Raw genomic sequence first — 2,501 nt, 5'->3', positions numbered from 1 at the left:
CCCACCCACCTCGGCCGCGCCGACCACGCCTGGCGCGTGCGACCCGACGCGAAGGGCTGCGCCCACCCGCCGAGCCACTACGTCGAGCGGATGTGGTTCGACTCGCTGGTCCACGACCCCGCGGTGCTGCGCGAGCTGGTCCGCGTCGCCGGACCGGACCGCGTGCTGCTCGGCTCCGACTTCCCGTTCGACATGGGCGCCGACGACCCGGTGGCCGCCCTGCGCGCCGCCGCCCTGCCCGAACCCGACTTCCACGCCGTCCGCGGCGGCAACGCCGCCGCCCTGCTCAACCTGGAGGAGACCCGGTGACCAGGCGATTGCTCACCCACCTGCGGCACGTCGACCTCGCCGTGCCCGACTACGACAAGCAGCGGGAGTTCTACGCCGGCGTGTGGGGCCTGACCGAGGTCGCGAACGACTCGGGCCTGAGCTTCCTGGCCGCCGAGGGCTCGCCCGAGCAGTACGTGGTGCGGCTGCGCAAGGCCGAGGAGAAGCGCCTGGACCTCGTCGCGTTCGGCGCGGCCACCCCCGCCGACGTGGACGCGCTCGCGGAGCGGCTCATCGCCGCCGACGTCACGCTCATCAGCACCCCGGACCGGCTGGGCACGCTCGGCGGCGGCTACGGCTTCCGGTTCTTCGACGTCGACGGCCGCATCGTCGAGGTCTCCGCAGACGTGGCCACCCGGCAGCACCGCCGCGTCGAGGAGAAGGAGTCCATCCCGGTCCGGCTCTCGCACGTGGTGCTCAACTCGCCCGACCTCAACCGCACCCGCGCGTGGTACGAGCAGCACCTGTCCTTCGCCCTGTCCGACACCCTCGGCTCACGGCACCTGGGCGAGATCATGCACTTCATGCGCATCAACCCGCAGCACCACAGCCTCGCCCTGGCCAAGGGGCCGCACACGGCGCTGCACCACATCTCCTTCGAGCTGCGCGGCGTGGACGAGTACATGCGCGGCACCGGCAGGCTGCTGCGCGCGGGCGTGCGCAAGATCTGGGGACCGGGCCGACACCTGGCGGGGGACAACACGTTCTCGTACTTCCTCGACCCGCACGGCAACACCGTCGAGTACACCACCGAGCTGGAGCTGCTGGACGAGGACACCTGGCACCCGCAGGTCTACGACCTCTCCCGGCCCGAGGTCGCGGACCAGTGGGGCACCGCCAACCCGATGAACGAGCTGGTGGCCAAGGAGTCGTTCAACGACCCCGACCGCGGCTGCTTCGTCGCCCCGCCGGTGTGACGTGCGGTTCGCCACCTACCACCACGACGGACGGCAGCAGGTCGGCGTGCTGGACGACGACGACCTGCTGCACCCGGTCGATGCCCGGTCGCTGGTCGACGTCCTCGACGACCTGCCCGCCGCCGGGGCCGACGCCCTGGCCGGCCCGCCCGGTCCGCACGTCTCGGGGGTGCGCCTGCTGGCGCCGCTCCGACCGCCGACCGTGCGCGACTTCGTGACCTTCGAGGAGCACGTCGAGGGCATGCGCGCGGGCGCCGGCGTGCCCGAGCAGTGGTACGCCGCACCGACGTTCTACTTCGGCAACCCCTACGCGGTCATCGGGCCGCACGACGACGTGCCCGTGCCGCCCGGCTCGGCGGTGCTGGACTTCGAACTGGAGGTCGCCGCCGTCGTCGGACGTGAGGGCCGCGACCTCACCCCGGAGCAGGCGCGCGACCACATCGCCGGCTACACGATCTTCAACGACTGGTCGGCGCGCGACCTCCAGAGCGCAGAGATGGCGGTCGGCCTCGGGCCGTGCAAGGGCAAGGACACCGCCACCACCCTCGGCCCCTGGCTGGTCACGCCCGACGAGCTGGAGCCGTACCGTGCGGACGGCCTGCTGGGCCTGGCGCTGACCGCCGAGGTCAACGGCCGCGTCGTCGGCTCCGACCTGCTGTCCAACATGAGCTGGACGTTCGAGGAGATGGTCGCCTACGCCTCCCGCGGCACCGTCGTGCGGCCCGGGGACGTGCTCGGTTCCGGTACCTGCGGCAACGGCGGCTGCCTGGCCGAACTGTGGGGCAGGGGAGCCGAGCAGCACCCGCTGCGCCCCGGCGACACCGTCACCCTGACCGCGGAGGGCATCGGCCGGATCACCACGACCGTCGTCGCCGGAGCCGAGGTCCGACCGCTGCCGCGCGCCCGCCTCCACCCGCGAACCAGGCCGTGACCGCCCGAGGACGACGCGCGTTCGACCGCTTCGGGTTCGAACACCCGGCGCTCGTGGTGCTCCGGCCCGAGGTGACGGTCGAGGACAACGACTTCCTGATCGACCTCGTCCACGGACCCATGTGGTACCACCTGCTGTTCGGTCACGAGGAACTGACCGACGAGTACGCGGATCGGGTCGTGGACACCGTCCTGTCCGCCGCCACCCGGCCGTGAAGCGCTGTCGGCGCGCGGACACGTCCTCGCGTGCGCTCCCGGTGTCGGCGTGAACACGGATCGGGCCCGCCCCGGGGGAGCGGGCCCGATCGCGTGCGGCGGGTCAGCGGA

The 2,501-nt window shown here is 72.6% G+C and carries 4 protein-coding genes; all 4 read left to right on the top strand.

Going from position 1 to position 2,501, the window contains the following annotated elements; translation table 11 throughout:
• A partial coding sequence (locus AB0G02_RS35165; protein ID WP_360803242.1) for an amidohydrolase family protein occupies nt 1-309 on the top strand: 309 nt, incomplete at its 5' end.
• Nucleotides 306-1,244, top strand: a complete 939-nt coding sequence (locus AB0G02_RS35160) for a VOC family protein (RefSeq protein ID WP_360803239.1) — start codon at nt 306-308, stop codon at nt 1,242-1,244. The genes AB0G02_RS35165 and AB0G02_RS35160, both read left to right, overlap by 4 nt.
• Before the next feature lies 1 nt (nt 1,245).
• Nucleotides 1,246-2,175 (top strand): fumarylacetoacetate hydrolase family protein, encoded by a 930-nt coding sequence (locus tag AB0G02_RS35155; RefSeq protein ID WP_360803236.1) that lies wholly within the window; start codon nt 1,246-1,248, stop codon nt 2,173-2,175.
• Nucleotides 2,172-2,390 (top strand): TetR-like C-terminal domain-containing protein, encoded by a 219-nt coding sequence (locus AB0G02_RS35150; RefSeq protein WP_360803233.1) that lies wholly within the window; start codon nt 2,172-2,174, stop codon nt 2,388-2,390. The genes AB0G02_RS35155 and AB0G02_RS35150 overlap by 4 nt, the downstream gene beginning before the upstream one ends.
• Nucleotides 2,391-2,501: the final 111 nt, after the last annotated feature.

It is taken from the genome of Actinosynnema sp. NPDC023658 (assembly GCF_040639995.1).
GTDB lineage: Bacteria > Actinomycetota > Actinomycetes > Mycobacteriales > Pseudonocardiaceae > Actinosynnema.
Note: the sequence above shows the minus strand (reverse complement) of the source record. Positions and strands in the feature narration are given on the sequence as shown.